We start from the raw sequence: 25,822 nt of genomic DNA, 5'->3' as shown, positions 1-25,822 counted from the left end.
CCCGTTCAGCGAGTGAAAGGTCGGATGAATGGCGCGAACACGCGACGCCGAACAGTCGGGCGCGGCACGTCGTGGCCAGATCCTCGCCGCGGCAATGACCTTGTTCGCCGAGAACGGCTATCGGGGCACGTCGCTGGCGGCTGTCGCCACCGCGGCCGGCATCACCCGGTCCGGGGTGCTGCACCACTTCTCCAGCAAGGAAGCGCTGTTGTCGGCGGTGCTGGCCGAACGTGATCAGCAGGCGTTCGACGCGGTCGAGGTCGATCGGGAGTACGAGGGCCCGGCCGTGATGCGAGCCCTCGACATCGTGGAGGATCTGGCCGAGCGCAATCGCGCGGATCGGGAATTGACCCGGATGAGTCACCTTGCGCTCTTCGGCTCGGCTGACGCGCCGGATGTGGCGCACGAGTGGTCGAATGAGCGGATCCGAACCTACCGCGACAACCTGGCGAGCGTGATCGCGCAGAGCGCCGCCGCGGGTGAGATCCGCTCCGACGTGGATGCCGAGGCCGCCGCGCTGCTGCTGGTGGGCGCGCTCACCGGCCTGACCGAGCTCTGGCTGCGCGACGAGTCGTTGGACATGGTGGCCGCGGTCCGAATGCTCACCGGCCTACTGCGCCGGGATCTGGCGAAGTAGGCCGGTGAGCTGCTTTCTACCGTCCCACGGGGCGATTCAGATCGGCATCGGCGACCGGGTCACCGACGGTGAGCCGGTCCCGGAGGAACTGCTGGGCCGTGGACTGCCGCAGCGACGCCTCCAGACCGTGTTCGCCCTGAGGGTCTCGGATGGTGACGACCGTCGCTCCCCCGCGCCGCCAGGCCGCGACCAGGTCGTCCGCCTGCGCTACGGGCACCACCTCGTCGGAGTCGGACTGAATAGTTGAGGATCGGCATGGTCGGCGCGCTACCGCCGAGCGAATTCCGTTGCAGCGCTTCGGTCAGCCGACTGTCGTCGTGGTACCCGTCGGCGGTGGCCGCGGCGAGCCGCCAGAACGGGTAGCGGATCAGCAGCTCGATCACGCACAGATCGGCGGCCGCCGCGATGTCTGCCCGGCCCCGCAGGTTGAGCAGCTCGTCGATGCGGGCTTCGGGGAACTCGCGCTGATAGCACACCAGCACGCCGACCAGGAAGCCGGAGAACACTCCGCCCTCGACGTTGTTCATGACCGCGGGCAGGCTCGCGGGCACGCCGCCGATGGCAGCCCCGGCGAAAGCCAGCTCGGGTGCGTAGGTGGGTCGCAGCTCCGCGGCCCAGCCGGTCGCCGCCGCTCCCCCGGAATATCCGTCCAACGCCCAGCGGGTGTCGGGACCGAGTCCCGCGGGAGTGAATCCACCGGCGGCCCGCACCCCGTCCAGGATGGCGTGACCGGATTGCGGGCCGGTGAAGGAGGCCGACTTCGGCCCTTCGAAGTCGGGTACCGCCACCGCCCAGCCCTCGGCCAGCATCGCCGCGAACTGATCCCCGGATTGCAGTGTGCCCGTGGCGATTCCATAGGACGGCGCGCACCGGGTACCGGTGGCGTCCTCGGGAATCTGCTCGGAGACCGCCGGCCGGGAACCGGGACCGGTCCACGGCGCGGTCGGCACCAGTAGCGTGGTGATGCCCAGTTCCGCGTTCCCGTGCGAATCGTTGGTGCGGTAGGACACCTGCCAGGCTCGCACCGGAATCGGCAGCGTGGTGCGGATTTCCCGTCCCGCCACCACCTGCCCGTTGCCCAGCGAGCCGATATCGGATGGCGCGGCGTAGAACGGATCCTGATCGGGCACCACCGAAACGGTGACGACCGGGGGTTGTTGGGCGGACACCGGGCCGGCGGCGGCCGCCGCGGCGACGGCCAGCACGGAGGCCACCGCTAGACGCGAAATCATGAAATAGGTTCTCTCGGTTGATTGTCGAATCGGCGGCTCGCCCCCGGCCGGCCGTCGCTGGTCGGTCAGCTGCCGGATCCGCTGCTGCTGCCCGATCCGAGCGAGGGCGGCATGCGCAGCACGGCGTCCGGCACTCCGGTGCCGTTGGGATCGAGGATGCCGCCCTGATGGGCGTACATGCTCTCGCCGGGCGCGGCGTTCACCGTGGACAGGTAGCGCCACACGCCGTCGACGACCGCCGCGCCTCCGGCGGTGAGCGTCCCCAGCAGTCCGCCCATCCCCGCGAACGTGCCAGCGCACCCGCCGCGGATAAGGCGAGGAAGCTCAACAAGATTCGCCGCTTGCCGTACAGATCGGCCAGCTTCCCGGCCACCGGCGCGGTGGCCGCACCGACGATCAGGAACGCCATCATGACCCACCCGGAGGCGGTGGTGCGGAAGTGCGACGCGATGGCGGGCTCGGTCATCGGAGCCAGCGGATAGCTGAGCGCGAGCGTCTCGACAACGGCGACAAGGGCGGCCAACGAGCGGGCCGACCCCCAGGTCCAGCCCGGTCGCGGCGGGCCCGGCGGTTCGACCTGCGCGGCGGGTTCTGTGGCGTCGAAGGAGGCGTGGGAAGCCATGGCGGATCCGTTCGGGAGTTGCGGTGGAGAGTTGTCGATTGGTGCCCGGCGTCTCAGCGGACGCTCTTGATCGGCAGCACGGCGAGCGCGCCGAGGGTGGAGACCACGGCGGCGGTCGGATACACCGCGCCGTAGCTGCCGCTGTGGTCGCCTGTCCCGCGGTGATCAACCCGACCGAACCGATCAGCGCGCCGAGCAGAATCCATGGTGGGCGCCCGCCCGCCCGGGTGCGGGTGCGGTCGGACAGCACGCCGATCAGCGGCTGGGCGACCATGGCGGCCACCGCCCCGGCCGCCTGCACCAGGGCCAGATTGGCCACCTTGGCGGCGGCGTCCACGGCCTGGACCTGAAGTGCGAGAAAGTATCCCGATACCGCGAACCCCAATCCCGAGGTGGCGCTGGCGAACGGCACGGAGGTCAGCAGTCGTTACGGTTCCCGCGCTCGACGGCCGAATCCGTCCGGCCGGTTGCGCTGTGCGTCGAGGATGCGGGTCGCCGCCTGCCCCGGGCACAGCAGGGTGACGCCGATCCCGTCGTCGGCCAGCTCGGAACGCAAGCCGAGGGTGAGGCCGACGACCGCGTGCTTGGTGGCGCTGTAGAGCGCGCTGGTGGCGGTGTCGGGCAGGAAGGCGTGCGTGGAGGCCGTGTTCATCACATGCCGCCACCCGCTGGTCTGCCGCATCCGGGGCAGGAAGGCGTGCAAGCAGTTCAGCATGCCTTCGACGTTCACCGACGACAGCCACCGCCAGTCGCCGATCGTCGAGTCGGCCACCTCCCCGAACAACAGCACTCCCGCGTTGTTGCACAGCAACTCGACCGACCCGAACTCCTCGTAACTGGCCGCCGCCAGCTCCGCCACCGATCCCGGGTCCGACACGTCCACCCCGTAACCGAGCGCGCGAACTCCCCGCGCGCACAGCTCCGCGGCGGTCCGGCGCACCCCGATCTCATCGATATCCGCCAGCACGAGCGACATCCCCCGCGCGCCGAGCTCGGCCGCGAGGGCCGCGCCGATCCCTCCTGCCGCGCCGGTGACGACGGCGGTACGGCCGGTGAAAGGGTCTGGTTCAGACAAGGGGGTCCTTCCTCGAACAGGCCTGTCCTCATTGGCGAGACACGCCGACTGACTCATCAGTCGGTCAGCCTAACCTGTTACCCCGCTCACGTCGAGGGGCCTCATCGGCAGGGTCGCCTTCCCGGAGATCGAGACTGCGCGGTGAGGAAGTTCGGGCGGCAGGTGATGGTGGTGGCATCTGTCACATGTCATCCAGGAGGTATGGCCGTCGTGCGATTCCACTTCGCTGAGGCTGCGGGCGACCCTGCCCATTGGCTCCCGCTGGCGCGATCGCTCGAGGAGGCCGGGTTCACCGGCATCTGTTTGGCGGACAGCCTTGCCTATCCGACGGAGTCCGACGCGCGGTATCCGTATACCGAGGATGGGACGCGGGAGTTCTTGCGGGGGAAGCCGTTCATCGAGCCGTTGGTGTTGGCCGCCGCGGTGACCGCGGCAACCAGCAGGCTGGAGGTGACTCCATTCGTGTTGAAGTTGCCGGTGCGGCCGCCTGTTCTGGTTGCCAAACAGGCGGCATCGGTCGCGGCTTTGAGTGGAGGCCGGTTGTCACTGGGCGTTGGGATCAGTCCCTGGCCGCAGGACTTCACGATGATGGGCGTGGACTTCGAGAAGCGGGGCAAGCGGCTCGACGAGTGCATCGATATCGTTCGCGGGCTGTGCGCGGGCGGGGCGTTCCAATTCCACGGGGAGTTCTATGACATTCCCGAGATCGAGATGAATCCGGTTCCCGCGCGGCCGTTGCCGATTCTGATCGGTGGGCACAGCGAGGCGGCGTTGCGGCGGTCGGTGGTGCGGGGCGACGGCTGGATGAGCGCGGGTGGGAGCAGCGAGGAGCTCGACCGGATTCTCGGTCGACTGGGTGAACTGCGGCGAGAATTGGCTCCGGAGAAGGAGTTCCGGACCTTTGCGGCGTCCCGTGAGGCATTCACGGTCGAAGGGGTTCGACGCCTGGCGGATTCGGGGGTCACCGATGTGGTGGTGGGGTTCCGCGGGGTTCACGAGAGCGGTCCCGACGAACGCACCCTCGATCAGCGGATCGAACAGATCGAAAAGTACGCCGCCGCGGTCATCGCGGCACTCTGAAATCCCGAGGAGAAACCATGGATACAGTCGAATCGATTCGCCGGCTGAAGTACCGCTACCTGCGGGCACTGGACCTGAAGAACTGGGACGAGTTCGCCGACACCCTCACCCCCGATGTCACCGCCGAATACGGTCACCGCCTCTCCTTCTCCGATCGCGACGCGCTGGTCGGTCACATGCGCAACAGCCTGACCCCCGCGATCATCACCGTCCACAACTGCCATCACCCGGAAATCGACATCGACGGCGAAACCGCCACCGGCACCTGGTATCTCACCGATCAGGTCATCTTCACCGAGCAACGCCAGATCATCTCCGGCGCCGCCTTCTACTCCGACGAATACCGCCGCTGCGACGACGGCGCCTGGCGAATCAGCAAGACCGGCTATACCCGCAGCTACGAAGCCATGGAATCGGTCAGCGACACCTGGCAACTGCTGGAGAACCGCTGGCGCTGAGCGCGCGGCATGCGCGGATGGCATCGGCTAGAGGCGTATCGCCGTACGGACGAGGTCGGCGACGGCTCGGGATCTGCTGTGTGGCGGCCAGGCGATGACGGTCGTGACGGCCGGTGCGTCCGGCACCGGCACGATGGCGTGATCGTCGCGGAGTTGGGCTCGCAGCGACTCGGGCATGAGCGCGCAGGCCCGTCCGAGCGTGATCAGTTGCGTCAACTGGGTATGGTCGCGAACCTGCGGGCCGGGGCCGTCCGGATAGCTCCCATCCGGTCGAGGCCAGCGCGGCAGGGGCAGGTCCGTCAGGGTCTTGACCTCGGCCATCGACAGGTGGGGTCGGACGGCGAGGGGATGCCCCGCCGGCAGGACCACGACCTGCTGTTCGGTGTGCAGGTCTTCGGTGTCGAGTCCGGCTGTCGTGTCGTAGGGCCGGTGCAGCAGGGCAACGTCGGCACACCCGTTGCGTAGCAGTCTTTCCGGCTCGCGGGGCCCGCACAGCATCACCTCGACCGCGACCGCGCCGGGTTCCGCGGCGTAGGCGTCCAGCAACTTCGACAGCAGTTCTCTGGACGCTCCCGCCTTGGTGGCCAGCACCAGACCGGGCCGGTCGGCCGCCGCGCGCCGGGTGCGGCGCTCGGCGGCTTCGACCGTTTCGAGGGCGAGCCGGGCCTCCCGCAGCAGCACCGACCCGGCCTCGGTCAATGTGATCGTGCGCGAACCGCGGTGCAGCAGAACGACTCCGAGCCGCCGTTCCAGCTGCTGGATCGCCCGCGACAGCGGTGGTTGCGCCATCGCGAGCCGTTGTGCCGCCCGCCCGAAGTGCAACTCCTCGGCGACGGCGACGAAATAGCGCATCTCCCGCGTCTCCACCACGTCATCGTATCCGGCGCTCACCAGGACGAATACCCGTGAGGTATCGTCGCCCACCCGATCGGTCTTGGACGCCGCACCCGAGTCGGCAGCACGATCGGCGGTGTGAGTGAACGAACGATTGCGCTGGTGACCGGCGCGAACAAGGGAATCGGATACGAGATCGCCGCGGGCCTGGGCGCCCTCGGCTGGCGAATCGGTGTGGGCGCGCGTGATCGGCAACGCCGCGAGACCGCGGTGGAGAAGCTGTGCGCGGCGGGGACCGATGCGTTCGGCGTGCCGCTGGACGTGACCGACGACGCGAGTGTGGCCGCGGCGGCCGAGTTGATCGCCGAGCAAGCAGGAGGGCTCGACGTCCTGATCAACAACGCCGCGATCACCGGCGGTATGCCGAAGACGCCCACCACGGTCGATCCCTCAACCGTGCGAATCGTCGTGGAAACCAACGTCATCGGGGTCGTCCGGGTGACCAACGCGATGCTGCCGATGTTGCGCGCCTCGGCCTCGCCGCGAATCGTGAACATGTCCAGCAGCGTCGGTTCGCTGAGCCTGCAAACCACACCGAGCATCGACATGGGCCCGGTTCCCGTTGCGTACTTGGCGTCGAAGTCCTTCCTCAACGCCATCACCATCCAATACGCCAAGGAACTGAGCGGCACCGGCATCCTGATCAACTGCGGCTGCCCCGGTTTCACCGCCACCGACCTCAACGGCTTCAGCGGCGTCCGCACACCACAACAGGGCGCGGCCGTCGCGATTCACCTCGCCACCCTGCCCGACGACGGCCCGACCGGCGAATTCATCGACGACGCCGGAGCCGTGCCCTGGTGACAGGCACACCGGTGCCTCACCACATCCCGCTCGAGTGATCAGCGACGAGGTGATCGGGTTCTCCGAGAAGCGGTCCGCCCAGGCCGAGTTGGTCGTAGTCGACGTCGACAACCTCACACACAAGCCGCGCAACGTCTCGTGGGCAGTCGCGGGCGGCCGGGTCGGTCGTCGGTGTGGCCGGGTCGGTCGTCGGTGTGGCCGCGCTGTGCCCCGCGGTTCACGATCGTCGGGGCACAGCGCGGCGGGTTCGACACCGCAGGGTCAGTGGAGGATCGGGAAATTGGCGCGGAATACGCCGTGTGGGTCGCGGGCGTGCTTGAGCTTTCGCAGCCGGTCCAAGGCGTTCGTGTCGAAAACCTCTGTGGCGCTGCCGCCCGCGGACAGAACGGTGAACGGTTTGCGACCGCCGACTCGCCCACCCAGATCGGCGACGATGCGCTTCTGGGTGGCCTGTACCGCGGCGACGATGTCCGGGGCCGAGCCGACGGCCTGCAGGGACAGTGTGTAAGGCTCCTCGAACGACGGGACCGCGCCGTCGGTGGGCTCGGCGAGCGCACCTCCCAACTGCCGGAGCTGGATACCCATCAGCGGATCGATCGGTGTGTGGAACAGGATCTCGGCGGCGGTCTCGTCCAGTGTGGTCAGCAACTCGGTGCGCGGCAGTCCGGGGCCGGGGGCGGTGGGCTCGTTGACGATCGTGCCCAGCTCGGCCGGGGACAGTTCCCGGCGCGTGTCCGCGAGGGCACCATCGATCGTGTCCAGCGGTCGCAGCAGTTCGCGTCCGTGGGCCGGCTCGCCGAGGTAAGTGGCGGCGATGGCGATGACCGGCGGAGCTTGCGGCAGTTCCAACCGGTTGAGCCAGACCGTCAGCTCGGCCGGGGCGTTGTCGGTGATCTCCCGGAAGGCGGCGCGGACGGCATCGGTCCGCGCGGCCGGCCAGGCGATCAGTCCGCCGAACAGGGCCGGAGCCGGGAACAGGTCGAACTCCATTGCCGTCACCAGCGCGAAATCGCCTCCGCCGCCACGCAATCCCCAGAACAGTTCCGGGTCGGACTCCGCGGTGACCCGGGCCGCACGGCCTTCGGCGTCGACGATGTCGAAGGCCCGGACGCTGTCGGCCGCCCACCCGTGTTTGCGGCCGAACCACGACAATCCGCCGCCGAGGGTGTAGCCGACCACGCTGACCACCGGGGAGCTTCCGGCGAGTCCGGTCAAACCGTACGGCGCGGCCGCCGACTGCACCTGGCCCCAGTTGGCTCCCGCGCCGACACGGGCACGCCGCCGCACCGGATCCACCTCGACCCGATCGAGTCGTCCGGTGCGAACCAGGATGCTGCCCGCGGTATTGCCGGAAGCGCCGTGGCCGTTGGGCTGTGCGGTCACCGACAGGCCCGCGCCGCGGGCGTACTCGACCACGGCGGCCATATCGCCGGCGTCCTCGACCTCCACGACCGCCGCGACGGGCTGGTCGATGTTCAGATTCCACGGGGTCCGCGCGATGTCGAACTCCGCGTCGCCCGGCAGCAGTACACGTCCGCGCACGGCGGATCGCAATGTGTTGTGTGACATCAGGATTCCTTCGTTCGAAAAATGGTCAGAGGGCGTCCGAGCCGCCGGCCGGAGCCCGGCTCGAGGCGGGACACCGCATGGTCGGGTCGGTTGCCGGGGAGATGGGTGTGGGCATCGGGAAGGCCGCCTCGATATGGGCGGCGGCCCTGAGCGCGCGACGCTCGGCGAACGGGGCGGTGATCAACTGGACCCCGATGGGAAGACCTTCGACCGAGACGCCCGCCGGGACCGTCGCCGCGGGCAGGGCCAGGTAGTTCGCGGCGATCGTGAGGCGGTGCGCCGCGTACATGGTCGCGACCTGTGCGGTGCCGCCGAGGTCGTAGTCGGCCGGCCAGGGCAGTTCGGTCGAGACCGGGCCGAGCACGATCGGATGTTCCGCGAGGAACTGGGACCAGGCCGCGCGGTGGGTGAGGCGCTCACCCAACGCGGTCATGTAGCCCGCCAGGTCCAGCGGCGGGAACAGGTTGATCGCGGCGTCCACGAAGGTATTGAGTCCGGCGCTGCCGAAACGCCGCATGGCGTCGCGGCGCTGCACCACCACCTCGGTGGACACCAGCCGACCGTAGTCGGCCGCCACGTCCCCCAGGTGCGGCGGATCCAGTTCGGCCACCGGATATCCCGCGCGTTCGAGGGCATCGGCGCAGCCGAGCACCGCGGCCCGCACCTGCGGATCGATATCGTCACCGAGCGTGACGGCGACCGCCGGCGGGGTGGCGTCCGGCGCGTCCGGCACCGGGAGCCACCCCGGATCGCGCGAGTCGGCACTGTCCCTCAGCACCTCGAACACAATCGAGAGATCACGCACGGTCCGCGCCAAGGGACCAGGCGCCGCGAACAATTGGTTCGTCGGCGCGGGTGCGGGCCCGGGCAGGCTCGACGCCACCGCCACCCGGCCGGGCGTGGTGCGCAGCGAGGCGACCCCGCAGAACGCGGCGGGCACCCGCAGCGAACCACCGAAGTCGGTGCCCAGACCCAGAGGCGTCATGCCCGTCGCCACCGCGGCCGCGTCACCGCCACTGGAACCGCCCGGGCTGCGCGTCGGGTACCACGGATTCACCGTCTGGCCCGCCGCGTCATTGTCGGTGTGCCAGCGAGTGGCGAAGTCCGGCATATTGGTTCGCCCGATGACGATCGCCCCGGCTCGCCGCAGGGCGGCCACCGCGGGTGCGTCCGCGGTCGCGATGGCCTGCCCGAACCCCGCTACACCCCAGGTGGTCGGGCTGCCCGCGACGTCGAGGTTGTTCTTGACGGTCACCGGCACCCCGTGCAGTGGCCCGGTCGGGGCCCCACGGTCGGCCGCGGCGGCCTCCGCGCGCGCGGTTTCGGCGAATACCGTAGTGAGCGCGCTGATTTCGGAATCGACCCGCGCGATGCGCTCGAGGTGCGCCTCGACGACCTGGGCGGCGGTGACCGCGCCCGCGGCGATCAGCGCCGCGAGCGAGACCGCGTCCCGCGTCCACAGCGCGTTGTGCCCGCCGGAGTTCACGATGCCTCCTGTTCGGCGAATGCCGCTGCGGTGCGCACGGTTCGGCTGCCGTCGACGGCCTTTCCGAGGGTGATGAAGAAGACGATCAGCCCGGCGGTCAGCAAGATGTGGCCCAGACCGGCGACCAGCGCGATGGCCTCGTTGCTCTTCTTGCCGAGCACGGTCAGGGTTCCGTGCAGCGTCATGACCGCGACGGTGAGAGCCAGGCCGGCGTTGTACAGCCAGAAGAACCAGGCGAACAGGTTCTTCCAGGCGCTGAGCGTGAAGTGCTTCTCCACGGCCAGCACGATGAGGAAGAACAGCATCCCCAGGGCCAGCACATGGGTGTGCACGACACCGAGCTGCGTCTGCCCCGTGAAATGTTCGATCTTGGTGATCTCGCGGTAGTACAGCCCCGAGAGCACGCCGATGATCATGTAGATGTGGGCGGTGTTGACCAGCGTCTTCATCGAGCGCTCACCGGTTCTCGCGGCGCAGCACCAGTACGCCGCTGGCGGCCACCATCGCGGCGGTGAGACCGTGCACCGACAGGGCGGTCGCGGTCGAGCCGCGGCGCGCCAGAATTGTCAGCATGTCGCCGGTCGGAATGAGGGCGAGGGTGAGCACGGTGACGCCGAGCGCGCGGCGCTGCCCGGCCGCGAGCAGAGCGAGCGGAATCAAGCCGGTGACCACATCGCGGACGCCCTTGACGTTCAGAAAGCCGTCGGCTTCGACGTGCGGGCGTTCGGTGAATCCGAAACCCGCGGCCATCCGTTGCGGGGCGAGCAGATAGCCGCCGCCCACGGACATGATGAACCCGGCGCCCAGCACGGCGCCCGCCGTGCCGAGACGTCCGCCGAGTCGGCGGGAACCACGCACGGAAACAACGGGTTCCGTGTTCGAGGGAACGGACATGTGCACTCCTGGATCGGTGGGATACGCGTCCCGAGCATCCAGTGCGGCCCATACCGTCCGCTGACAGTCGTTGTCAGCGAACGGTACGCAGCAGTTCGAGCACCGCCTCGTCTGGAAGCCGTGCGCCCGCGAGGAACTCCGCGCCCAGGCGCGCCGGCCCGAGCGCCGCCTCCGCTTGCCCGAGCGCCCGCCGCCGGAACGGGCCGATGCGGCTCACCCCGGCCCGCCGGTTGATCCGGTCGGTGGCGCCGAGAATCCGCGCCGCGCTGCCCGGAGCGCCCTTCGCGAGCGCGACCAGGGCGTAACCGATTCCGATCTCGGCCAGCAGCGCCGCCGACGACTGGGCGGCCAGATCTCGGGGCACGGCCAGCTCGCGCAGCGCGTCGTCCGGCCGGCCGGCCGCGACCAGGGCCGCCGCGTGCGCGGTGCACACGAAGACCAGGTTCACGAAGCGGACGGTATCGTGGCGGCCCGCGGGCGGCGGGCCGATGGGCAGCGGATACTCGGCCATCCGCCGGTACAGCTCCATCGCGCCGTCGTCGTCGCCGCGCAGATGCGCCAGGTGCGCCCTCATCGCGGTCAGGAATCGCCCGGGCGCGGGAATGATGTGCGGGGTGATCAAGGCTTCGGCCCGATCGATGTAGACCTCCGCGGCATCCGCGTCGCCACCGACCAGGTACATGTCCGCGGTGAACAGCAGCACGCCCATGCGCTCGCCGGCGCCCAGATCGGGGCTGAGCAGTTCCAGCGCGCTCGCGATCAGCGGGCGAGCGCTGTCCAGGCCGAGCATCCGGGTCCGGTAGCTGGCCAGCGAGATCAGGGCGCGGCTGTGTGACCGGGAGTCGCCGTGCGCGCTCAGGCAGGCCACCGCCGCCTCCAGGGTCGGGAGGGCGCGGGCCGGATGATCGCCGCCGAGTCCATCGAAACCTTTGGCGATCAGCGCATTTCCGCGCAACCAGGGATCGTCGGAGGTGGCGCACGCGGTCAGCAGGCGGTCATCGTCGCCGAGCAGGTCGCGCAGCGCGAGGATCAAGACGAACATCGGGTGCGGGGGTCGATCCTCGGTGAGGGCCGCGCGGGTCAGCCGCTCGAATTCCCCGGTGTTCTCGCGGATCTGCCCCCACCAGATATTGGTGAAGTACGCCGGCACATCCTCGGCGTACCGGCAGGCCAGGTAGGCCCCGGTGCACCCTGGCGGTGGTGTGTCGCCGAGCAGGGCGAGGACCTCGCGGCGGCGTTCGGCGATGTCGCCGTGCAATCCGCGCAGCAGCCAGTACCAGACGAGATTCGCGAACAGGCGAACCGCGCGCTCGCCGTCACCGACCTCCAGCGCCCAGCGCAGCGCCGCCTCACCATTGCCGTGTTCGGCGATCAGGCGCGCGAGCCAATCCGGTTGTGCGGCCGTGCGCAATCCGTGCGCGGCGGCGTCCGTGAACTCCAGGAAGTAGTCGGCATGGGTGCGGGCGACCGCGTCCGCCTCACCGCCGGCGGTCAGTTCCGCGGTCGCATAGGCTCGGATGGTCTCGGCCATTCGATAGCGCTGCCCATCGAAGTCCACCAGCGACTTCGTCACCAGCGAGGAGACCGTGTCGATGGCGTCCGGACCGCACACGCCGATGACGGCGTCCAAGGTCGCGCCGCCCGCGAAGAGGGAGAAGCGCCGGGCCGCGGCGGCTTCCGCATCGGTGAGCAGTTCCCAGCTCCAGGCGACGGCCGCGTGCAAGGTGCGATGGCGTGCGACCGCGTGACGAGTGCTGTTGGTGAGCAGCCGGAATCGATCGGTGAGCCGCGCCTCGAGCTCTGGCAGCGGCAGGCTCCGAAGGCGGGCGGCGGCCAGTTCGATGGCCAGCGGCATGCCGTCGAGTCCGCGCACGATGGCCCGAATGTCGGCCGCATTGCTGTCGGACAGAACGAAATCCGGAAGTGCCGCGGTGGCGCGGTCGATGAACAAGCGGACCGCGGGCGATGCGCCGGCCGCAGGTAGATCGGCGTCGGCTTCAGGCAGATCCAGGGTCCGGACCGGATACAGTCGCTCGCCGTCCACGCCGATCGGCTCCCGGCTCGTGGCGAGCACCCGCAGCAGGGGCAGCCGCTGCAGAAGATCGTCGATCAGACGCGCGGCCGCCTCCACGACATGCTCGCAGTTGTCGAGTACCAGCAGCATGCGACGGCCGGACAGCGTCCGTTCCAGGACGTCGGCCCACTCGGTGGACAGTTCGTCGGGTCGCTCGAACTGGGTGAGGGCATTCGCTATCGCCACGCCGACCGCGGTCACAGCCGACCGGTCGGCTCGTTCACGCTCGAGCGCAGCCAGCTCGACGAAGGCGTAACCATCCGCCCAGTCCACGGTGTGCGCCCCGACCGTCTCCGCGGCCAGCCGGGTTTTCCCCACGCCGCCGGAACCCGACAAGGTCACCAGCCGGGCCTCGCGCAGCGCCAGCCGCACCCCCTCCACATCACGGCCGCGTCCGACGAAACTGGTGTGCCGCTTGGGAAGCGGCGGCGCGGGGATCTTCGATGTACCGCTGACCCGGGATGCTGCCGCGACTCCCGCTGGACCCGAGCCGGACATCGTCGCGATCGCAGGTTCGCCTACCTCGCGATCCCGAGGTCCAATCGTGTGAATCTCGGCCAACGCCGAGCGCAGCACCTCGGCGGGCGCCGTGCCGAGTTCTTCCCGCAGCAAGGCCTCGATTCGCTGAAACTCCTGTATCGCCTCGGATGTTCGTCCCGCCGACGCCAGTGCCCGCACCAGCCGCGCGGCCAGCGTCTCACGGAAAGGATGCGCCACAACTTCCGCGCGGAGCTCACGCAGCGCCTCGCCGCCTCGCCCCGAGGCTCGCAAGGCGTCCGCCCACAGTTCTATGGCGTCCAGCCGCTGTTCGGTCAATCGCAGTGCCGCGGCGCGCAATACCTCCGACTCCCCCACATCGGTGAACGGTTCCCCACGCCACAACGCGAGCGCGGCATCGAGGCGCGCGACCGCTGCTTCGGTCTCCCCGGCCGCGAGCAATGCCCGCCCCGCCTCGACCTCCCGAGCGAACCGATGCGCGTCCACATCCTCGGGAGCGAGCTCGAGCACATACCCGCCCCCATCGCTCCGCACCACCCCCGGCGCGGCCGCACGCAACCGACTCGCCAAGGTCTGCAACGCATTTCCCGTCCCTGCGGGCGGATCCTCCCCCCACACCCCATCGACCAGTCGCGCCGCCGGCACCACTCGCCCGGCCTCCAGCGCCAGCAACCCCAGCAACGCCCGCACCCGAGGCCCCCCGACCGACGCACGCGTCCCGTCCGCGGCCTCCACCATTATCGGACCCAATAGCCCTACCAGCATGAATCGCCCATCTCACGATCGATCCTGCGTGGCATCGAGCCGCTCGTCAAACTGCGCCAGGTTGGGCATCGCGAACCGCACGCCCCGTAGTACATGCAGACAGTGGGATCGCCTGTGGCGCAACCGACCAGCCCTGAACTGAGGGCGGGTCCCGATCGGGTTCTCCGGATAGAGTTCGACTGTGGGAACGGGGCTGAACGCTGACGGCTGGCTCGAAGCCACGCAGAGGTCGTACGACACGGTCGCCACTGCGTATGCAGACCTCACCCGTTACCTCTTGGACGAAACACCCGAAGAACGTTCAGCGTTGGCGTCGTTCGCCGAACGAGTGCGAGTCCAGGGTGGCGGCCTGGTCGCAGATGTGGGCTGCGGAGCGGGGCGGATCACCGCCCACCTGCATCAACTGGATGTCGAGGCATTCGGAATCGACCTCTCGCCCGGGATGATCGAAGTCGCCCGCCGTGATCACCCCGACCTCCGGTTCGACGTCGGCTCCATGACCGACCTCGCCCTCCCGGACGCCTCGCTGGCCGGCCTGATCGCATGGTATTCGCTGATCCACATCCCCGATGACGAACTCGGTTCCGTCATCGACCAATTCCAGCGAGTGCTTCGCCCAGGCGGACCACTGCTACTCGGCTTCCACGTCGGAGACGAGTCGATTGTGAAGACCCACGGCTACGGCGGACACCCCATGCATCTCCAGGTCCATCGCCGTCGGCACAGCCGAATGCGCACGTGGCTCGACGATGCGGGCTTCGTCGTCGAGACCGAGAAGACTCTGACTTCGGCCGAGAGTCCGCTCGGCGGGATCATCCTCGCGCGCCGCAAGACCGCGTAGAAGCGCAGCAACGAAGCCATGGAATCGGCCGGCGACACCTGGCCCTATCCGGCCCTCGGAAACTTGCTGTGGCCGAAGTTGTCTCGTGAACGCGCGCCCCTGGTGCGGATCGGTGATTGTCTCGGCAACATGTGGCCGTTGCGCGCCGCGGGTCACCTGGCTGCGGGTTGCAGATCGTTCATGAGCAGGCGGAGGGTGAACTCGAAGCGCTCGTGTCCGCTGCCGGAGATCAACTCGGAGGCATGGCGTCGAGTCAGAGGGAATTTCTCCACGGGCAGTGCGGTGAAGCGGTCCAGCAACTCCTCGTGGCTGAGCACCCATTCCTGATCCTGGTGCTTGCGTCGTTGTTGGACCAGTGACTTTTCCAGTGCATAGGCGCTGACGTAGAGAGACATCGCGTCGCGGGCCCATCCGGCGGCCTTGGGTTCGATGTCGCCCGCGAGCAGGATCGCCAGGATTCCTTCGCCGACCCGCAGCGTTTCCAGATTGGTCGGCACCATGGCCAGCGCGGCCCGCGAGACTCCGGGGTATTTCAGGTACAGGTCGCGGATCTGCGTGTACACCCCGAGCAACTGCTCACGCCAGGCGTCCGAATTCGGTTCGGGGAGAACGACTTCAGCGTAGAGCCTGCCGATCAGCAAATCGTCGATGTCGTCCTTGTTGACGATGTGCGCGTAGAGCGACGACGGACCGGTGCCCAGCGCGGCGGCGACCCGGCGGATGGTCAGCGCGTCATACCCCTCGGTGGCGACGACTTCCAGGGCGGCGTCGGTGATCCGTTCGACGGTGATGGGTTTCTTGCGTGGCGCCGACACGACAGCTTCGGTTGCGGGTTGGGCGTGGCGGGCTGCGCGGCGTTGGCGGGGATCAGCGGGCATACCGCCAACTATAGCTTGACACGAACTAAGTTCGTTTCGTAGAACTTAGTTCGTTAGAAGCGAACTTAGTTCACATTGCTGTCCAGTTGCTGTCCAGGAGGTGCGTGATGCGAGTTTCCGTCGTCGGAGCCGGTCTGGGAGGTCTGGCTCTCGCGCAGGGTCTGCGTGGTGCCGGGATCGAGGTCGACGTGTTCGAGCGCGACCCGGGGATCGTCGCGCGGTTCCAGGGCTACCGGCTCGTGCTGAATCCCACCGGCTTCCAGGCGGTGCGCGGCTGCCTGCCGACGCGATGGCACCCGCTGCTCGACGAGATCGTCATGGACGCCTCCGCCGAACAGCTGATCCTGGATCCGCAACTGAACGAGATCGGCAGGCTCGGCGCGAGCCGGGCCGGCATCGTCGTAGACCGGCAGGTGCTGCGACACCTGTTGCTGACCGGTCTCACCGTGCACACCGATGCCGCGCTGACCGGTTACGACGTGCTGGCCGGCGGCAAGGTCCGAGCCCGGTTCGCCCGCCGCGGCCCGGCCACCGCCGACCTGCTCGTCGGCGCGGACGGAGTCACTTCCGCGGTCCGGGGGGTGTTGTCGCCACAGACCACCCCGACCGACACCGGCGTCCGGTTCGTCATCGGCCGCACCCCGCTGACCGACGAATTCGCCAGTCTGGCTAAGGCATTCGGCTCGAAGGTCACGGGCGACGGCGTCAGCCTGCTGCTCGGCGCAATGCGCTTCCGAACCCCGCCGAAGCAGGCCGCCGAACACCTGGCCCCCGAAGTCACACTGCCCGACATCGGCGACTACGTGCGCTGGGCGATGATCCTGCCGCCGAACGGCTCACTGGAGAACCTCACCGCCCAGGAAGCCGTGCTGTCCAGGATGAAAGGTTGGCACCGGCAGCTGCGCGCGCTGATCGAGCAGGCCGACCCGGACAACAGCACGCTCCTGTCCATCCGGGTGGTCAAGCCCGGTGAGCGCTGGGTCTCCGGCCCGGTCACGCTGCTCGGCGACGCGATCCATGCCACCTCCCCGACCGGCGGCAACGGCGCGAACACCGCGCTGCGCGACGCGGACCTGTTGCGCCGCTGCCTGATCGAGGCCAACGAAGGCCGCCAGGGTCTGCTCAGCGCGGTCGACGACTACGAGCGACAGATGTTCGAGTACGCCACCGAAGCCGTGCGCAGCAGCCTCGACAAGCTGCCCGCCTTCGCCCCCGAAGCCAAACTGTCCTGAGGACGTTCACCTTCCGCCGCTGCGGATCCCGCTTTCGCGGGCTACTGCGGAGGGGTGGTCAGGCGGGTGGTCAGGAAGGCGAGGATTTCGTCTCGGGCTTCGAGGGTGGGGTGGCCGGGTTTGTCCACGAGGTGGGCGGTTACGACGCTGTGGGGGGTTTGGACTGTCTGGGCGAAGAAGGGGGGTGGGGTGGGGTTTGCTTGGGCGGCGGGGAGGACTCGGGCGTCGAAGCGGTCGCCCAGGAGGGAGTGGTAGGCGGCGAATCGGGCTGCTGTGCACCACTTGTCACCCTCGAAGCGGTAGCCGAGGGCTCGGAGATCTTCGCGTTCGAAGCGGGCGGCGATCGCGGAGGCGTCCGCTGGGGAGAGTTCGAGGGCGCAGGGGTCGTCGAAGGGTAGGGAGGGGTGGTTGATCACGGGAGCTATTACGGCGGGGTCGAGGGTCATTGTGAGGGCGAAGTTTCCGGTCAGGCAGAGGCCGATCGCGCCTACTCCGGGGCCGCCGCATTCCGCGTGGGCTCGGCGCGCCAGGCCGCGAAGCCAGCTGACGACGGGGCTGGTGCCGGTGCCGGCGAGCACTCGGAATTCGGCGCTCACGCAGATGTGGTTGTAGACGCGCTTGCCCAGTTCGACGGTGGGGTAGGCGCCGTCCACGCCGAAGAGGGAGGGCATGTGAACGGTGAAGCCGGCGTCTCGGATCCAGCGGGCGAAGCGGGCTACGTCTGGGCTGATGCCAGGCATTTCGGGCATGAGGATGACAGCGGGGCCGGATCCGGAGACGTGGACGATCTTGGTGATGTCGTCGACGGTGACAGCGCGTGGGGTGAAGTCGTCGAGAGGGTCGTCATGGTCCATGCCGAGGAAGGTAGGGCGTGGGCGCGGCCTGTCACATAGGCTGGATCGCCATGTATGAGGGTGATCTGGCCACCGGCGCAGGAGGTGTGATGTGACGCGATTGCGGGTGGGGGTGCTGGCGTATGACGGGTGCTTCGCGTCGCAGGTGTACTCGGTGCCGGATCTGCTGACGATCGCGGCGCAGGTTGCGCCCGCGGGGCAGGCGCCGGAGATCGTTGTGCTGTCGCCGCGGCGGCACGTGGTGGCGGCGGGTGGGCTGCGGGTCGCGGTGTCGGCGCTGCGCGAGGTCGATGTGTTGATCGTGCCGGGGTTCGAGACGGGTTCCGGCGCGACGTTCGCGGGTGTGCGGTCGCGGTTGGGGCCCGAGATCGCCGCGATTCAGAGGCTTCGCGCGCAGGGCACGAAGGTGGTGTCGATCTGTGTCGGGGCGTTTCTGCTGGCCGAGGCCGGGTTGCTCGGTGGGCGCGAGGCGACCACCTCGTGGCTGTACGCGCATGATCTGGCGGAGACGTACCCGGAGGTCAGTGTCGTGGCCGAGCGCACGGTGGTGGTCGCCGACGCGGAGGTGATCACCACAGCGGCGTTCAGTGCGATGTACGACCTGGCGCTGACGCTGGTGCGTGAACACCACGGAGATCGGGTGGCACGGACAACCGCGAGACTGACGCTGCTAGATGACACTCGGACTCGGCAAACTCCGTATGTCGACCCGGCACTCGTTCCGGCCCGCCGCGGTGGTCAGCTGTCGCGAGAGGTGACGCGGTACCTGGATCGAAACCTCGACCAGCGCTACGACCTGGATGCCCTGGCCGCGGTCATCGGGGTCAGCCCGAGGACGTTGCTGCGCCGTTTCACCAGCGAAACGCAGCAGACGCCTTTGGAATACCTCCAGCGGGCCAGGGTGCGGCGGGCCGGCCTGCTCTTGGAGGAAACCGATCATTCGGTGGCGAGGATCAGTCACCTCGTCGGATATCGCGACGCCGCGACCTTCGCCAAACTCTTCCGACGGCACACCGGCTGCGCGCCCGGCGAGTACAGAACCGCCTTCAAGCGCTCGGCTACCAGCGCACCGGCAACGCCGTGAGTCCGCCGGTGAAGATGTCGTCACGTTCGGTGAGAGTGGCGGGATCCACGGCGAAGGCCAGGGTCGGGAAACGAGTCACCAACTGCGAGAACGCTATTTGGAGCTCGAGCCGGGCCAGCGGAGCGCCGAGGCAGTAGCGGGGGCCGTAGCCGAACATGAAATGGGCCGATTCCTGGCGGGTGATGTCGACCCGGTCCGGGTGGGTGAAGGTGGTGCGGTCGTGGTTGGCGGAGGCCACGCCGAGCAGGACGAGGTCGCCGGGGGCGATGTCGGTGTCGCCGACGGTCAGGGCGTCGCGGGCATAGCGGGGCAGGCTGCTGGCGTTGCAGGCGCGCAGGAGTTCCTCGGCGGCGGAGGCGACCAGGTCGGGGCGCTCGTGCAGGAGCTGGAACTGGGCGGGGTTCTCGAGCAGCATGCGGATGCCGACGCCGATCTGGACGGCGGAGGTTTCGTGGCCGGCGAACAGGAGAACCATGGCGTGCGTGGCGATTTCGTCGTCGGTGACGCCGTCGACGGCGCACAGGCGTGACACCACGTCGTCGCCGGGGTAGCGGCGTTTGCGGCCGACCAGGTGCAGGCAGTAGGCGAACAGTTCGGCGACGCCCTGTTCGACCTTGGCGCGGTCGGCGACATTGCCGACGGCGTCGACCCAGTCGCGGAAGCGGTTGCGGTCCTCGTAGGGGACGCCGAGCAGTTCGCAGATCACCAGCAGTGGCAGCGGAAGCGCCAGGGCGGCTTGCAGGTCGGCGGGCGGGCCCTGGTCCTCCATGGCGTCGAGCAGTTCGGTGGTGAGTTGTTCCACGCGCGGGCGCAGTTCACGCATGCGTTTGGGTGAGAAGTGCGGTTGCAGCAGGGTGCGCATGCGGGCGTGGTCTTCGAGTTCGGTGTCGAAGTTGCCGATCGGGCCGCCGGAGAAGGCCGATTCCCCCAGGCGCGCCGCGGTTTCCGGGGTGCGGTGCGAGCGGCCCAGGCGCGGGTCGGTGAACAGGTCACGGACCAGGTCGTAGCCGGTGGCCAGCCAGGCGGAGTCGCCAGTGGGGGTGGTGGTGCGGGTGATGCCGGAGCCGACGACGCCGGTGACCGGGCAGACCGACGGGGTCGTGTCGCGCGCGGCGCCGGCCGCGGGCAGGGGTTCGGCGGGTGTGGTTGTCATCGGTGGTGTCCTCGGGTGCGTTCAGAAGGGTGTGGTGTTGAAGGGTTTCCGCGTGGTGGCGAAGGCGCGGTCGAGTGCGTCGGCGGCGCCGGCGGTGAGTGAGTACACGCGGCCCGCGCGCTCGAACTCGCTGATCGAGTGCGTGCCGAAGTAGGCGGTCGTGAGTTCGAGCGGCCCGATGCGGACGTCGGCGGCCGCCCCGTCGGCGGGCGTCCAGGTGCCGTGGCCGCCGGTGATGTCGAGCCGGTAGGCGCCGGCGCTCAACCCCCACGGATCGGCCACCTCGATGACACCGTGGAAGTCGGCCCGGAACTCTCGTGCCGCGATGGCCTTGGGCAGGTTCAGGATCCACGTCGACAACCCGGCATCGACGCCGGTCACCGCCGCGGCGCGAGCATCCTCGAGCAACAGCGGGGTGGGGTCGTCGATGGCGGTGTCGAGGAGGATCCGGGCGTATTCGCCCTGGCCGAGCAGGCAGCGCAGCAGCTCCCGGTGGGCGGGCACGGTGAGCGCGCAGAAGTCGCGCACATGCACGGTGTCTCCGGCGAGTTCGTAGACGACATAGCCGTCGGCGTGCGTCAAGACGAACGCCCGCGGATGCAACGCACTGGGCCACCAGGACTCCGCGCGATCCAGCGCCCCGGGCGTGCCCTGCTGCCAGCGGGCGTAGAGCCGGCGCAGCTCCCCCATCGACTCGGTGTACGAAGACTCCCGCACTCGGCCCGAATCCGGTTCGGCCGCTCGAAGTTTCGCCCGCGCGCGGTCGATCCGCAGATGCCGGGTGTGGGTGGTGACGCCGACATAGGCGTAACTGCCGCCGGGCCCGGGCATGGCGGCGAACACGTCGGCTTCGGTCTCCAGGGCGATGGCCATCAGCTCGGCCTGCACCTTGGCGTAGATTCCGCGCTTCTGATGGGTGGTGGCGACCATCCCCTGCGCGCAGGCCGCGACGGTCAGCTGGGCCCCGCCCGGCGCGGTCACCGTGGTGCGAATGATGGCCGCGGTCCCCACGATGCGCGGTTCCCCGGCCTCGGTGACGTCCTCCACCACCGCGATGTCCTCGAGCCGGAACTGCCGTTTCCACGCCTCGAAATCGTGGGTCTTCACGCCCCCGAACGCGCGGTCGTAGCGCCCGCGCAGCGCCTCCCAGTCGGATTCGACGGCGCGGCGGGTGCGGATCCCGTCGATGGTGCGGCTCTGCCAGTCGGCCATGAGTTCCGAGGTCATGCCAGGCCTTTCGGGTCGAGGGCGGCGGCGTGGGTGCGCACCTTGTCCAGCGCGGTGAGGATGTCGTCGATGTCGGCGCGCTCGCCCAGCAGCACGCTGTGGTGCATGAGCAGGGTGTGATCGCGGTAGTGGTCGGCGCCGGTGAAGTCGCGCCCGGTGGCGCGTTCGACGGCCTCGGCCCAGCGCCGCGCGAAGCGAGGCTTGGTCTGCGGGCGCAGCAGAGCGCTGCGGTGCAGCGGATCGCGGGGCGGGTAGACCTTGGTTCCGAGTTCGGCCGTGAGCGCCGCCGCCACCTGATCGACGCTTGCGAGACCGAAAGCACCAGGTTGCAGACGGATTCCGTATTCGTAGACGGCACGCCGGTCCACCGCCGCGGGGACGGGAATGCGTTCCAGGCCGGGAATGTCGGGCAGCCCGGCTTCCAGCTCCTTCGCTCTGGCCTCACGCAGCGCGTGCTGGTCGTCGAGGCGCGGCAACTGGTCGAGCAGGAGCCCCGCGGTGAGTTCGGACATGCAGTAGTTCGCGCCCATGACCGTGGCCTGTTCGACGAGCTCGAACTCCCCGGCAGCGGGTGCGGCCTCCGTGTACGCGCGAGAGTCCGCGCGCAGCATGAGCATCCGCTCGTACAGGTCGCGGCGGTCGGTGATCGCGGCCCCGGCCTCCCCCGCGGCCAGCGACTTGGCCGCACCGAGGCTGAACACCCCGATCGCGCCGAACGTCCCGACCGCGCGCCCGGCCCACCGAGTGCCGTGCGCTTGCGAGCAATCCTCGATCAAGGCGAGCCCCTCGTCACCGGTGACCGCCACGATGTCGTCGAGTTCGGCCGCGGTGCACGCCAGATGCACCACGATGACCGCCCGCGTGCGCGGCGAGACGACCGCGCGCAGTTCATCACCGGTCAGGCAGCCGGTATCGGGATCGACATCGGCGAGCACCGGGACCGCGCCCACCCGCAGCGCCGCCGTCGCCGGAGCGACCCAGGTCATGGCCGGCACCACCACCTCGTCCCCGGGCCCGATCCCCAGCGCCTCCAACGCGATCACCAGCGCACTGGACCCGTGGTCCACGCTGATCCCGTAGGCCGCGTCGTTGTAGCGGGCGAACGCCTCGCCGAACAACCGCTCGCGGGACTTGCCGCCGCGCGGGCTGTACCAGGTCACCGACCAGCGCGAGGAGTGCAGCGCGGCAAGCAGTTCCGCCGCGGTCCGATTGTCGTATTGCGGCCAGCGCGGCCAGGCCCGTCCCCCGCGGACCGACGCACCCCCGTGCAGTGCGAGCATGGCGCGCCTACCCGACCACGACCGGCGCGGACGTCCGCGCGACGACATCGAGCGCGGCCCGGATCTCCGACACCTGCACCGGCACCAGCGGAAGGTCCCCCGTATTCGCCGGACGCCCCAGCGACCGCAGCAGCACGAACGGCACCGTGTCCGGCCGCGGCGGCAGGTACCCCTTCTTGTTGTCGTCGGCGATCACCGCGAGCACATCGTCGACGCTCACCGACGCGGGCAGCGCCGGCTCCACGCCCAGCCCGGTGACGATCTCGTAGTGGACGCTCACCTCGTCATCGGACAGCCATCCCCGTGCGTGCGAGATATGCGCGGCCACCAGCATTCCCAGCGCAATCGCCGCGCCGTGCGGAAGTCCCGCGACCCCGCGCACCCGGTGATCGCAGATCTCGATGGCGTGCCCGGTGGTGTGCCCGTATTCGAGGACCAGCCCGGTGCGGCGCTCGAAGGTGTCCGACCGGGTGACCGCGGATTTCGCGGCGATGCTCGCGTCCAGCAACCACAGCAGCGAATGCGGGCTGCTCAATTCGCCCGCCGCGATGACCCTCCGCAATCCGTCCAGCGCCGACGGTTGGATCGCGAGGCAATTCTTCGCCATTTCACACAATCCCGAAAGCAATTCGCGCTCCGGCAGGGTGGTGAACAGTTCGACGTCGGTGAATACCGCCTCGGGCGCGTAATAGGTGCCCAGATGATTCTTCCCGACCCCGGAGTTGATCGCCTGCTTGAGCGACAGTACCGAATCCATGGCGGCGATCGTGGTGGTCGGCACGTGCACCAGCCGCACCCCTCGGAACAGCAGGTTCGCCATCAGCCCGGCCAGATTCCCGGGCACCCCGCCGCCGAAGGACACCACGACCGAACGCCGCGTGACGCCGGCCCGCAAGGCGGTCTCCAGATGGCTCGACAGGCAGGTCAGCGTCTTCATGGATTCGCCGGAGGGATGCGAGAGGATCAGTGCGGGAATGGATCCGGCCAGGGTGTCGAGGTGGTGACGGTAGCGGGTGCGGACGTCGTCGTCGGTGACGATCACGAGTTTGTCGGGTCCCAGGGCGGTGATCGCCGCACCGATCTCGGCTAGGCAGTCGCGGCCGAAATAGTAGGGAAACGATTGTTCGCCGATCACTATCGTGCGCGACCGCAGACCCGATTCGTCGCGCGACAATGAAGTATTGGCCATTTCCGGTGCCGCTCCTCGCTATTGGCCGATCCCCCATCGACTCCCCTGCCGGCGCCATTGCCGACCCTCGCACGGCAAATATCGAATGCGCGCTCCCCACTTGGCAACCGCTGGGATTCCCCAGTCAGGTGCAGGCGAATTCGCGAGTACCACTGTGCGAAACACGGTGTTGCGCCGCCACCACCGCCGGTGGTACCGCCGCCTCCGGCCACCCCGGGTCGTCGTTCCGTGCGGCCCCGCCCGGTGCCGCCCCCTAGGCTGGGGGCAGATGACCGTGTGCGAGGGGATGCTGTTGGCCGACAACGAATTCGGGCTGCCGACCGTCGAGGTGCTGCGCGCGCCCACGCTGGCGGAGTTCGTGCGCGAACGCCGGGCGCGGGCCAGTACGCGTTATCCGGCGGGGCTGACCCGTAAGCAGCTGGCCGAGGCCACCCACGCCAGTCTGGGCTACATCGCCAAGATCGAGCAGGGTGAGGCGCTCAATCCCGGTCCGGCCATTCTGGATTCGCTCGCGGTGGTGCTCGAGCTCGACCCGGCCGAACGCGTGCACCTGTACCACCTGGCCCAGCAGCGTCCGGCGGCGTCGTCGGCGCGGGCGTTGCGTCACGGTGACTCGGCGGCCTCCGCGGTGCGCACCACGCTCGACGCCCTGCTGCCGCATCTGGCCGCCGCGATCGACGATGCCTGGAATGTGGTGGCCTGCAACAGCGCCTTCGACGAGGCGCTGCCGGGACTGTCGTGCCGGGGGCACGTGCTGCGCTGGATGTTCACCGATCCGCGGGCGCGCATCGTGCTCGAGGAGTGGGAGCGTGAGGCGCGGTTGATGGTCGGGCGCTTCCGCGCCTACGCCGCCGGCGTTCCGGAAAGCGGCGACCTCGACGGTCTGCTGCGGGAACTGGGTCAGCAGCACGACTTCCGGCGGCTGTGGAACGAGGGCCATGTGCACATCGGCCGCCTGGACCCCACCTTCACGTTGCGAAACCCCCGCACCGCCACCGTGTTCGACGTGCGGGTGCAGCGCTATCGCGCGACCGACCCCGGCCCGGCGCACCAGTTGTTCATCGGACTGCTCGAGCCGTGATCAGCGGGGCATGCCCGCGAGGAACCCCCGCAGCAGCGCGTTGACCTCTCCGGGATGGGTGAGTGAGGGGGTCATGGCGGCGCCGGCGATGGTGTGCACCGGCACCGGATTGCCCAGGGCCGAGGCCAGTTCCTCGACCTGCTCGGCGCTGATCGCCTGATCGGCCAGCCCGCGCAGCACCAGCGCCGGACACCGGATCTCGCCGAGCAGTTCGAGCACGGTGTCCCGGTTGACCAGGCACTCCCCGGCCAGCCGGATCCGTTCGCGGTCAGCGGCGCCCCATTTGTCGCGCCAGGGCTGCTGCTCCTCGACCGTGCCGCCGACCATGAGTGAGCCCACCATCCTGATGGTCGGGCTCGGGGTGGCGCTGCTCGTCCACTGCGCGAGCACCTCCTGGTACCCGGCGCGGCGTTGCGCGGTCATGGCGGTGCCGCTGCAACCGACCACGATCAGCCCGTCGACACGCGGCTGCGCCAGCAGCGCCATGCGCAGCGCCGTGAACCCGCCGTGCCCGACCCCGCCCACCACGACCCGGTCCAGGCCCAGTTCGTCCACCACCGCCCAGGCGTCGCGGGCGAGATCCCAATAGCTGAACGGGGTGTCGTCGTCCTCGGTCTCGCCGTGCCCGCGCGAATCGATGGCGATGATCCGGTAGTCGGGCGCGAGCGCCTCGATCTGGGGTGCGAACATCGCCTGATCCATGAACAGCCCGTGCCCGAGCACCACCGCCGGACCCGGCCCGCCGGTATCGGTGTAGTGGATCTTCACCGATCCTCTGCTCGCAAACGGCATTCCGAAACTCCTTCAGTTCACCCTGCAGGAATCGCTCACCGTACAGCAGATTCCACACCGGGTGACCGTCCTTGCGAGATCCGTCACGCGGCCCGTTCCGCCAGGCCTCTCACCACGAATGAT

The 25,822-nt window shown here is 69.1% G+C and carries 26 protein-coding genes; 8 read left to right on the top strand and 18 right to left on the bottom strand.

Annotated features, from left to right (window positions below; all coding sequences use genetic code 11):
• The first annotated feature begins 28 nt into the window (after positions 1-28).
• The gene (locus ACFYTS_RS18725; protein ID WP_357276694.1) at positions 29-637 is read left to right on the top strand and encodes a helix-turn-helix domain-containing protein; all 609 of its coding nucleotides are present in this window, start codon (positions 29-31) and stop codon (positions 635-637) included.
• A 59-nt stretch (positions 638-696) separates the two neighbouring features.
• Here ACFYTS_RS18725 and ACFYTS_RS18720 read toward each other — a convergent pair whose 3' ends face one another.
• From ACFYTS_RS18720 to ACFYTS_RS18700, 5 genes are all read right to left on the bottom strand, one after another.
• On the bottom strand, positions 697-1,869 hold the full coding sequence (locus ACFYTS_RS18720; protein ID WP_387305758.1) for a lipase family protein: 1,173 nt from the start codon (positions 1,867-1,869) through the stop codon (positions 697-699).
• A 65-nt stretch (positions 1,870-1,934) separates the two neighbouring features.
• Positions 1,935-2,072 (bottom strand): hypothetical protein, encoded by a 138-nt coding sequence (locus ACFYTS_RS18715; RefSeq protein WP_387305755.1) that lies wholly within the window; start codon positions 2,070-2,072, stop codon positions 1,935-1,937.
• The gene (locus ACFYTS_RS18710) at positions 2,069-2,491 is read right to left on the bottom strand and encodes an MFS transporter (RefSeq protein WP_387305752.1); all 423 of its coding nucleotides are present in this window, start codon (positions 2,489-2,491) and stop codon (positions 2,069-2,071) included. The genes ACFYTS_RS18715 and ACFYTS_RS18710 overlap by 4 nt, the downstream gene beginning before the upstream one ends.
• A 53-nt stretch (positions 2,492-2,544) precedes the next feature.
• Complete coding sequence (locus tag ACFYTS_RS18705; protein ID WP_387305749.1) at positions 2,545-2,697, bottom strand: hypothetical protein; 153 nt, start codon at positions 2,695-2,697, stop codon at positions 2,545-2,547.
• A 221-nt stretch (positions 2,698-2,918) separates the two neighbouring features.
• Positions 2,919-3,566 carry an SDR family NAD(P)-dependent oxidoreductase gene (locus tag ACFYTS_RS18700; RefSeq protein ID WP_387305747.1) on the bottom strand — a complete coding sequence of 216 codons (648 nt, stop codon included), beginning with the start codon at positions 3,564-3,566 and terminating at the stop codon, positions 2,919-2,921.
• 210 nt (positions 3,567-3,776) lie between these two features.
• Here ACFYTS_RS18700 and ACFYTS_RS18695 point away from each other — a divergent pair, with 210 nt between their 5' ends.
• Together ACFYTS_RS18695 and ACFYTS_RS18690 are read left to right on the top strand one after the other, a co-directional pair.
• Positions 3,777-4,646 carry a TIGR03619 family F420-dependent LLM class oxidoreductase gene (locus ACFYTS_RS18695; RefSeq protein ID WP_387305895.1) on the top strand — a complete coding sequence of 290 codons (870 nt, stop codon included), beginning with the start codon at positions 3,777-3,779 and terminating at the stop codon, positions 4,644-4,646.
• Between the two features lie 17 nt (positions 4,647-4,663).
• Positions 4,664-5,104, top strand: coding sequence for a nuclear transport factor 2 family protein (locus tag ACFYTS_RS18690; RefSeq protein WP_387305744.1), 441 nt, complete (start codon positions 4,664-4,666; stop codon positions 5,102-5,104).
• 27 nt (positions 5,105-5,131) lie between these two features.
• On the opposite strand, the gene ACFYTS_RS18685 is transcribed toward ACFYTS_RS18690, so the two are convergent.
• Complete coding sequence (locus ACFYTS_RS18685) at positions 5,132-6,028, bottom strand: LysR family transcriptional regulator (RefSeq protein ID WP_387305742.1); 897 nt, start codon at positions 6,026-6,028, stop codon at positions 5,132-5,134.
• Between the two features lie 48 nt (positions 6,029-6,076).
• On the opposite strand from ACFYTS_RS18685, the gene ACFYTS_RS18680 reads away from it, so the two are divergent.
• A complete protein-coding gene (locus ACFYTS_RS18680; protein ID WP_387305739.1) occupies positions 6,077-6,802 on the top strand; it encodes an SDR family oxidoreductase in 726 nt (241 codons plus the stop codon).
• 261 nt (positions 6,803-7,063) lie between these two features.
• Here ACFYTS_RS18680 and ACFYTS_RS18675 read toward each other — a convergent pair whose 3' ends face one another.
• The 5 genes from ACFYTS_RS18675 to ACFYTS_RS18655 all read right to left on the bottom strand — a co-directional run bounded on the left by ACFYTS_RS18675 (position 7,064) and on the right by ACFYTS_RS18655 (position 14,013).
• The gene (locus tag ACFYTS_RS18675) at positions 7,064-8,371 is read right to left on the bottom strand and encodes an FAD-binding oxidoreductase (RefSeq protein WP_387305736.1); all 1,308 of its coding nucleotides are present in this window, start codon (positions 8,369-8,371) and stop codon (positions 7,064-7,066) included.
• Positions 8,372-8,396: 25 nt separating this feature from the next.
• The gene (locus ACFYTS_RS18670) at positions 8,397-9,857 is read right to left on the bottom strand and encodes an amidase family protein (protein ID WP_387305733.1); all 1,461 of its coding nucleotides are present in this window, start codon (positions 9,855-9,857) and stop codon (positions 8,397-8,399) included.
• Positions 9,854-10,306, bottom strand: a complete 453-nt coding sequence (locus ACFYTS_RS18665) for a DUF2871 domain-containing protein (RefSeq protein WP_357276728.1) — start codon at positions 10,304-10,306, stop codon at positions 9,854-9,856. Before ACFYTS_RS18665 ends, ACFYTS_RS18670 begins: the two co-directional genes overlap by 4 nt.
• Before the next feature lie 7 nt (positions 10,307-10,313).
• The gene (locus ACFYTS_RS18660; protein ID WP_387305730.1) at positions 10,314-10,751 is read right to left on the bottom strand and encodes a DUF4267 domain-containing protein; all 438 of its coding nucleotides are present in this window, start codon (positions 10,749-10,751) and stop codon (positions 10,314-10,316) included.
• 73 nt (positions 10,752-10,824) lie between these two features.
• Positions 10,825-14,013, bottom strand: a complete 3,189-nt coding sequence (locus ACFYTS_RS18655; protein ID WP_387305727.1) for a BTAD domain-containing putative transcriptional regulator — start codon at positions 14,011-14,013, stop codon at positions 10,825-10,827.
• A gap of 256 nt (positions 14,014-14,269) precedes the next feature.
• Between ACFYTS_RS18655 and ACFYTS_RS18650 the strand changes: the two genes are divergently transcribed.
• On the top strand, positions 14,270-14,929 hold the full coding sequence (locus tag ACFYTS_RS18650) for a class I SAM-dependent methyltransferase (protein ID WP_387305724.1): 660 nt from the start codon (positions 14,270-14,272) through the stop codon (positions 14,927-14,929).
• Positions 14,930-15,081: 152 nt separating this feature from the next.
• Here the strand turns inward: ACFYTS_RS18650 and ACFYTS_RS18645 are convergent, their stop codons facing one another.
• Positions 15,082-15,807: a TetR/AcrR family transcriptional regulator gene (locus ACFYTS_RS18645; RefSeq protein WP_387305721.1), complete on the bottom strand. Its 726-nt coding sequence runs from the start codon at positions 15,805-15,807 to the stop codon at positions 15,082-15,084.
• Positions 15,808-15,914: 107 nt separating this feature from the next.
• On the opposite strand from ACFYTS_RS18645, the gene ACFYTS_RS18640 reads away from it, so the two are divergent.
• Positions 15,915-17,039 (top strand): FAD-dependent oxidoreductase, encoded by a 1,125-nt coding sequence (locus ACFYTS_RS18640; protein ID WP_387305718.1) that lies wholly within the window; start codon positions 15,915-15,917, stop codon positions 17,037-17,039.
• Positions 17,040-17,080: 41 nt separating this feature from the next.
• On the opposite strand, the gene ACFYTS_RS18635 is transcribed toward ACFYTS_RS18640, so the two are convergent.
• On the bottom strand, positions 17,081-17,893 hold the full coding sequence (locus ACFYTS_RS18635; RefSeq protein WP_387305716.1) for a dienelactone hydrolase family protein: 813 nt from the start codon (positions 17,891-17,893) through the stop codon (positions 17,081-17,083).
• Between the two features lie 91 nt (positions 17,894-17,984).
• Here ACFYTS_RS18635 and ACFYTS_RS18630 point away from each other — a divergent pair, with 91 nt between their 5' ends.
• Positions 17,985-18,977, top strand: a complete 993-nt coding sequence (locus ACFYTS_RS18630; RefSeq protein WP_387305713.1) for a GlxA family transcriptional regulator — start codon at positions 17,985-17,987, stop codon at positions 18,975-18,977.
• On the opposite strand, the gene ACFYTS_RS18625 is transcribed toward ACFYTS_RS18630, so the two are convergent.
• The 4 genes from ACFYTS_RS18625 to ACFYTS_RS18610 are packed head-to-tail and all read right to left on the bottom strand — an operon-like array spanning position 18,952 to position 23,826.
• Positions 18,952-20,130, bottom strand: a complete 1,179-nt coding sequence (locus ACFYTS_RS18625) for a cytochrome P450 (protein ID WP_387305710.1) — start codon at positions 20,128-20,130, stop codon at positions 18,952-18,954. The two genes, ACFYTS_RS18630 and ACFYTS_RS18625, sit on opposite strands and share 26 nt — an antisense overlap.
• A gap of 21 nt (positions 20,131-20,151) precedes the next feature.
• Positions 20,152-21,357 carry a GNAT family N-acetyltransferase gene (locus tag ACFYTS_RS18620; RefSeq protein ID WP_387305707.1) on the bottom strand — a complete coding sequence of 402 codons (1,206 nt, stop codon included), beginning with the start codon at positions 21,355-21,357 and terminating at the stop codon, positions 20,152-20,154.
• Positions 21,354-22,637 carry a DegT/DnrJ/EryC1/StrS family aminotransferase gene (locus ACFYTS_RS18615; RefSeq protein WP_387305704.1) on the bottom strand — a complete coding sequence of 428 codons (1,284 nt, stop codon included), beginning with the start codon at positions 22,635-22,637 and terminating at the stop codon, positions 21,354-21,356. Before ACFYTS_RS18615 ends, ACFYTS_RS18620 begins: the two co-directional genes overlap by 4 nt.
• A 7-nt stretch (positions 22,638-22,644) precedes the next feature.
• Positions 22,645-23,826, bottom strand: a complete 1,182-nt coding sequence (locus ACFYTS_RS18610) for a 2-deoxy-scyllo-inosose synthase (protein WP_387305701.1) — start codon at positions 23,824-23,826, stop codon at positions 22,645-22,647.
• Positions 23,827-24,094: 268 nt separating this feature from the next.
• Here ACFYTS_RS18610 and ACFYTS_RS18605 point away from each other — a divergent pair, with 268 nt between their 5' ends.
• Positions 24,095-24,907, top strand: coding sequence for a helix-turn-helix transcriptional regulator (locus ACFYTS_RS18605; RefSeq protein ID WP_387305698.1), 813 nt, complete (start codon positions 24,095-24,097; stop codon positions 24,905-24,907).
• Here ACFYTS_RS18605 and ACFYTS_RS18600 read toward each other — a convergent pair whose 3' ends face one another.
• Positions 24,908-25,699, bottom strand: a complete 792-nt coding sequence (locus ACFYTS_RS18600) for an alpha/beta fold hydrolase (protein WP_387305695.1) — start codon at positions 25,697-25,699, stop codon at positions 24,908-24,910.
• Between the last annotated feature and the right edge of the window lie 123 nt (positions 25,700-25,822).

Source organism: Nocardia sp. NPDC004151 (assembly GCF_042874235.1).
Lineage (GTDB): Bacteria > Actinomycetota > Actinomycetes > Mycobacteriales > Mycobacteriaceae > Nocardia.
The sequence above is the reverse complement of the archived record's forward strand: the minus strand, read 5'-3'. Positions and strand labels throughout refer to the sequence as shown.

What these genes read in the sequence shown, in the direction of transcription:
- ACFYTS_RS18725 (WP_357276694.1), top strand. Translation starts at nt 29, where the DNA reads ATGGCGCGAACACGCGACGCCGAACAGTCGGGCGCGGCACGTCGTGGC.
- ACFYTS_RS18720 (WP_387305758.1), bottom strand. Translation starts at nt 1,869, where the DNA reads ATGATTTCGCGTCTAGCGGTGGCCTCCGTGCTGGCCGTCGCCGCGGCG.
- ACFYTS_RS18710 (WP_387305752.1), bottom strand. Translation starts at nt 2,491, where the DNA reads ATGGCTTCCCACGCCTCCTTCGACGCCACAGAACCCGCCGCGCAGGTC.
- ACFYTS_RS18705 (WP_387305749.1), bottom strand. Translation starts at nt 2,697, where the DNA reads ATGGATTCTGCTCGGCGCGCTGATCGGTTCGGTCGGGTTGATCACCGC.
- ACFYTS_RS18690 (WP_387305744.1), top strand. Translation starts at nt 4,664, where the DNA reads ATGGATACAGTCGAATCGATTCGCCGGCTGAAGTACCGCTACCTGCGG.
- ACFYTS_RS18675 (WP_387305736.1), bottom strand. Translation starts at nt 8,371, where the DNA reads ATGTCACACAACACATTGCGATCCGCCGTGCGCGGACGTGTACTGCTG.
- ACFYTS_RS18665 (WP_357276728.1), bottom strand. Translation starts at nt 10,306, where the DNA reads ATGAAGACGCTGGTCAACACCGCCCACATCTACATGATCATCGGCGTG.
- ACFYTS_RS18660 (WP_387305730.1), bottom strand. Translation starts at nt 10,751, where the DNA reads ATGTCCGTTCCCTCGAACACGGAACCCGTTGTTTCCGTGCGTGGTTCC.
- ACFYTS_RS18645 (WP_387305721.1), bottom strand. Translation starts at nt 15,807, where the DNA reads ATGCCCGCTGATCCCCGCCAACGCCGCGCAGCCCGCCACGCCCAACCC.
- ACFYTS_RS18640 (WP_387305718.1), top strand. Translation starts at nt 15,915, where the DNA reads ATGCGAGTTTCCGTCGTCGGAGCCGGTCTGGGAGGTCTGGCTCTCGCG.
- ACFYTS_RS18635 (WP_387305716.1), bottom strand. Translation starts at nt 17,893, where the DNA reads ATGGACCATGACGACCCTCTCGACGACTTCACCCCACGCGCTGTCACC.
- ACFYTS_RS18625 (WP_387305710.1), bottom strand. Translation starts at nt 20,130, where the DNA reads ATGACAACCACACCCGCCGAACCCCTGCCCGCGGCCGGCGCCGCGCGC.
- ACFYTS_RS18620 (WP_387305707.1), bottom strand. Translation starts at nt 21,357, where the DNA reads ATGACCTCGGAACTCATGGCCGACTGGCAGAGCCGCACCATCGACGGG.
- ACFYTS_RS18615 (WP_387305704.1), bottom strand. Translation starts at nt 22,637, where the DNA reads ATGCTCGCACTGCACGGGGGTGCGTCGGTCCGCGGGGGACGGGCCTGG.
- ACFYTS_RS18610 (WP_387305701.1), bottom strand. Translation starts at nt 23,826, where the DNA reads ATGGCCAATACTTCATTGTCGCGCGACGAATCGGGTCTGCGGTCGCGC.
- ACFYTS_RS18605 (WP_387305698.1), top strand. Translation starts at nt 24,095, where the DNA reads ATGACCGTGTGCGAGGGGATGCTGTTGGCCGACAACGAATTCGGGCTG.
- ACFYTS_RS18600 (WP_387305695.1), bottom strand. Translation starts at nt 25,699, where the DNA reads ATGCCGTTTGCGAGCAGAGGATCGGTGAAGATCCACTACACCGATACC.